Annotated in this window: 4 protein-coding genes; 3 read left to right on the forward strand and 1 reads right to left on the reverse strand. The window is 67.3% G+C overall.

Annotated features, from left to right (window positions below; translation table 11 throughout):
• Positions 1-275: 275 nt before the first annotated feature.
• Positions 276-1,460: an O-succinylhomoserine sulfhydrylase gene (metZ, locus tag VJS38_RS10520; protein WP_324088099.1), complete on the reverse strand. Its 1,185-nt coding sequence runs from the start codon at positions 1,458-1,460 to the stop codon at positions 276-278.
• Between the two features lie 238 nt (positions 1,461-1,698).
• Here metZ and VJS38_RS10525 point away from each other — a divergent pair, with 238 nt between their 5' ends.
• From VJS38_RS10525 to VJS38_RS10535, 3 genes are all read left to right on the forward strand, one after another.
• Positions 1,699-2,718 (forward strand): 2'-deoxycytidine 5'-triphosphate deaminase, encoded by a 1,020-nt coding sequence (locus VJS38_RS10525; protein WP_324088100.1) that lies wholly within the window; start codon positions 1,699-1,701, stop codon positions 2,716-2,718.
• Positions 2,719-2,801: 83 nt separating this feature from the next.
• The gene (locus VJS38_RS10530) at positions 2,802-3,653 is read left to right on the forward strand and encodes a TraB/GumN family protein (protein WP_324088101.1); all 852 of its coding nucleotides are present in this window, start codon (positions 2,802-2,804) and stop codon (positions 3,651-3,653) included.
• Between the two features lie 637 nt (positions 3,654-4,290).
• Positions 4,291-4,809, forward strand: coding sequence for a hypothetical protein (locus VJS38_RS10535; protein WP_324088102.1), 519 nt, complete (start codon positions 4,291-4,293; stop codon positions 4,807-4,809).
• Positions 4,810-5,039 lie beyond the last annotated feature (230 nt).

A 5,039-nucleotide genomic window follows, 5' to 3' on the forward strand; every position in this document is an offset into this window, starting at 1 on the left:
GGGCATTCCTATGCAGGTTCATCCGGTCCCCCGAGACTCAGCTGAAGTGTCGCAACAACAGCCTTCCCGGTCCGGACCGGATGGACAACCTACTGAGAGCTCACATCTAGAGCGTTCGGCGGTTCGAATGAACCGCCGAACGCTCATAAGTTCTTGAAGTTAGAGCATTCGCTGCGCCGAACCGGCCTCCACTTCGGCGGCGAATGGTCTAGTGCGCGATCTGACGCGGCTCTCGCGCTTCCGCTTCCGGCTGGATCCGGCCCATGTGCTTGCGGTCAGGCCCGGTCCAGCGCCCGGTTCACGTCCCGCGCCAGGTCGCGCGGGCCCTCCAGGCCGACGCTCATCCGCACCCAGCCCTGGGTCAGGCCGATGGCGACGCGTTCCTCTTCCGACATCGAGCGGTGGGTCGTGGTCGAGGGGTGGGTGGCCATCGACTTGGCGTCGCCGAGATTGTTGGAGATGTCGACGATCTCCAGGGCGTCGAGGAAGCGCCAGGCGGCCTCGCGGCTGCCGAGGTCGAAGGCGACGACGTTGCCGCCGCCGGTCATCTGGTTGGCGATGATCCCCGCCTGCGGGTGGTCCTCGCGGCCGCAGTAGATGGTCTGCTTCACCTTGGCGTGAGCGGCGATGGCGTCGGCGATCTTGCCGGCGTTCTCGGTCTGGCGCGTGACCCGCAGTTCCAGGGTCTCCAGCCCTTTCAGCAGCACCCAGGCGTTGAACGGCGAGAGCGCCGGGCCGGTGTGGCGCAGGAAATCCTTGTAGGTGTCGGTGAGCAGCTCCAGCGAGCCCAGCAGCGCCCCGCCCAGCACCCGCCCCTGGCCGTCGATGTGCTTGGTGGCGGAATAGACGACCAGGTCCGCGCCCAGCGCCAGCGGCTTCTGGTAGATCGGGGTGGCGAAGACGTTGTCGACGATCAGCTTGCCGCCGCATTCCTTGGCGATTTCGGCGACGGCGCCGATCGGGGTCACCTCCAGCAGCGGGTTGGCTGGGCTTTCCACCAGGAAGGCCTTGGTGTTGGGCTGGACCGCGTTGCGCCAAGCCGCCGGGTCCACGGCGTCGACGTAGGTGGCCTCGATCCCGTAGCGCGGCAGCAGCTCGGAGATGATCCACTTGCACGAGCCGAAGAGGGCGCGGCCGGCCACCAGGTGGTCGCCGGCGCGCAGCAGGCCCAGCAAGGCGACGTGCACCGCCGACATGCCCGAGCTGGTCGCCCGGCAGGCCTCTGCGCCCTCCAGGAGCGCCAGCCGCTCCTCGAAGATCTGCGTCGTGGGATTGCCGAACCGCTGGTAGATGAAGCCCGGCTCCTCGCCGGAAAACCGCCGGTCGGCGGCGGCGGCGCTCTCGTAGGCGAAGCTCTGGTTGAGGAACAGCGCCTCGGAGATCTCGCCGTAGGGCGTCCGCGCCATGCCGCCGCGCACCAGCCGCGTCTCAACGTCCCAGGTGTTCGGATCTTCGGCCATGACGGGGCTCCTAACGCTTCAATCTTCCCCTCCCTTAATGGGGAGGGACAGCTCGCCGCAGGCGAGCAGGGTGGGGAAGTGTGGATCAAACTCCGCGCTCGGCGCCTGGGCCTGCACTTCCCCACCCTGACCGCCTTGCGGTCTGTCCCTCCGCATCAAGGGAGGGAGGACTCCCTGCCATAAAGGGGAGGGAGGAGGGCTTGCAAGACTCGCTCATCCCCTTAAGGCTGCGCCGCCCATGAGCACGCCGCCCGGCATCCTGCCCTGCCAGTCCCTCGACGAGCTGATCGCGATGGGCGCCATCACCTCCGAGAGCCCGTTCGACGCCGACCAGGTGCAGCCGGCGAGCCTGGACCTGCGGCTCGGCGCGCGCGCCTGGCGGGTGCGAGCCTCGTTCCTGCCGGGGCGCGGGCGCACCGTCTCTGATCGCATCGGCCAGGTGGCGATGCACGAGCTGGATCTGGCCAAGGGCGCGGTGCTGGAGCGCGGCTGCGTCTACATCGCCGAGCTGCAGGAGCGGCTGGCCCTGCCGAAGGGCGTCTCGGCCCGGGCCAATCCGAAGAGCTCGACCGGCCGGGTGGACGTCTTCGTACGGCTGCTGTCCGACGCCGGCGCGGCCTTCGACGACGTCGCCGAGGGCTACCACGGCCCGACCTATATCGAGATCGCGCCCCAGACCTTCTCGGTGCTGGTGCGGCGCGGCACGCGGCTGAACCAGCTGCGCCTCAAGCGCGGCGAGCCGCCGAGGCTTCGGACCGAGAGCGTCGGCGTGGAGCTGGCCGACGGGATGATCGCCGGCTTCCGCGCCCGCCGCCACGCGCCCGTCGTCGACCTCGACAAGGAGGACGGCCACGACCCCAAGGACTATTGGGAGCCGCTCATCCCGCACAACGGCCAGCTGCTGCTGGACCCCGGCGAATTCTACATCCTGGCCTCGAAGGAGCCGGTGGAGATTCCGGTGCTGGAGGCCGCCGAGATGACGCCGATCGACCCGTCGGTGGGCGAGTTCCGCGTCCACTATGCGGGTTTCTTCGACCCCGGCTTCGGCACCGACGAGGCGCACGGCAAGGGCTCGCGCGGCGTGCTGGAGGTGCGCAGCCACGAAACCCCGTTCATCCTCGAGGACGGCCAGACCGTGGCCCGGCTGGTCTACGAGCCGCTGACCGAGCGGCCGACGCGGCTCTATGGCGACCTCGGGTCGCATTACCAGCGCCAGGGACTGAAGCTATCCAAGCACTTCAGAGTGTGGGGCGAGTAGGACGCCGCGTACGGGCTGCCGCGGATTGCGCTCGGTAGGGGATGCGTTTGGGCCGGTTCCGCAGGGTCGCAGCAGCTGGCGTCGTGTTGGTGTTGGCATGGCTGGGCGTCGCCGGGGCGGCCGGAGCCGCTCCGGCGCTTTGGCGGGTGAAGGGCGACCACGCCGAGATCTATCTCTTCGGGACCCTGCACGCCCTGCCGCCGAACCTGGCCTGGCGCACGCCGGCCTATGACGCCGCCTACGCCGAGGCGAGCACCGTCTGGTTCGAGGCCTCGATGGACGGCGCCGACCCGAAGACCATGCAGGCCATGCTGCTCCGCTACGGCATGGATCCCGGCCGGCGGCTCTCGCAGAAGCTCGCGCCCGACGCGCTCGCCCAACTGGAGCGCCAGGCGGACCTGCGGCGCATCGACCATCTGCGGCCCTGGGCGGCGGCGCTGATGCTCTCCATGCAGCCGATGCTGAGCCGCGGGGCCAAGCTCGAGAGCGGCGCCGACGCGACCATGACCCGCGCCGCCCGCGGCGAGGCCAAGACCATCCGCACCTTCGAAACGGTGGAGGACCAGGTCCGGGTCTTCGCCAGCCTGCCGGAAGGGGCGGAGGTGCGCTACCTGACCGAGGTGATCCGCGAGCATGCGCCCAGGGCCGTCAGGCCCGCCGAGGCCTCCGCCGAGAGCCTGGAGCAGGCCTGGATGGACGGCGACCTGGCGCGGCTGGGGCCGGCGCTGGTCGGCGGGATGAAGGCGGACAACCCCGGCCTCTACGATGCGCTGCTGAAGCGCCGCAACCTCGCCTGGGCCGACCAGATCGCTGGGGAGCTGAAGGGCGCCGCCGGGGTGGAGCTGGTCAACGTCGGCGCCCTGCACATGGTCGGCGACGACGGCCTGCCGAAGCTGCTCCAGGCGCGAGGGTTCACGGTCGAGCGGGTGCAGTAGGCCCCCCCTTTCCCTCGGGCGCCGGCGCCGCTATGGTCCGGCCTCTGCCGCCCCGAGGGGGGATGGCCGCGCGGGTGTAGTTCAGAGGTAGAACGTCAGCTTCCCAAGCAGGCGATAATTAAATCTCGCCAATAACTTGGGCGACAAAACCGGTCTGATCCGCATCCAATCGATTCAATGGGTTACGCTCCGCGGGAAAAACGGTGACCCTTGTCGATGATGTCGGTAATGCCGGTATAGATGCTCGCCAGGCCCGGTCTCTGGACTGATCGCGTCGTTCTATAGTTTAGCAGCCCGGACACGCCACGAGACACGATTGAGACTCTAAAGGTGGCACCATTTCGATCCCATTGCCAATCTGGGGGCGAGATCTCCTTTCCGGTTCTTGGGGGCGACGTGCCAACCCTTCTCGCTTCCAGACATGCGACCGAAGATCATGGTCAACGTTGGCTCTAGCGGAAGCGAACTCAGTCGGGTTGGATGTCCGACAGTGGGATCACCGGGGCGGGCCAACATCATGGATAACGGCGACGAGACGAATGGCAGCGTCGCGCTGAAGGCATGTCGAATCTGCGCAGCTGACATACCCGCTAGTGCCCGTAAATGCAGGCACTGCGGCAGCTACCAGGGATGGCGCATGATCTTCGGCGTGACGAATAGCACGCTGAGCATGCTGGTTGCGTTCGTTGCGGTGAGCACGGCCGCGCTCCCTGTCTACGCCAAGTATTTCGGGCGCAGGAGTTCATTTCTGGATTTCGCGGGTGTCTCGACGCAGGGCCCGCAAATTTCGGCCTTTGTAAGCAACACCGGGGACCGACCTGGTCTCGTCACGGGCGCAAGTCTACGCTTCTCGAATGTGCGCGCGGAGGCTGGCGGTCTCATTGAGTTCGCCGTCGTCGGAGAAGGCGGCGGCTTCGTAGTGGACCCTGGAAAAAGCCTTCTCGTACGATTTGAGCCCAAGCAGATAACGATGCACGGCGTCCCACAAGGCCAGCACCTCACCAGCGCTCGCCGGTGCGAAGTCACGCTCCAAGGCCAGGAATTCAACGGCAAGGAGCTTACTAACATCCGCCCCCTATCTTGCCCCGATGCCTTCACGACGCTTGCGGCAGCGGAGGCGCAGTTGTCCGCATCAAAGGGCGGGGGCCGCTCGTGAAATGAGCTCTGCAGCTGGAGGCACCCGCTATAAGGGCCACAGCCGGACCGTAGGTAACTGACGTCCGCCAGACAAAGGTAGGACGCCCAGCCCCCATGTCTCCTATGATTGAGACGCTCGTGCGCCGCGTTTAGGATGGCGCGCCAAATCAGGAGAACCGATGGGCGTGTTTGAGCAGCAGATCGTCACGCTGGGCTACGGCCGGCGCGATGACGCGCTCTTGCGCTCAG

This window comes from Phenylobacterium sp. (genome assembly GCF_035276905.1).
Taxonomy (GTDB): Bacteria; Pseudomonadota; Alphaproteobacteria; order Caulobacterales; family Caulobacteraceae; genus Phenylobacterium.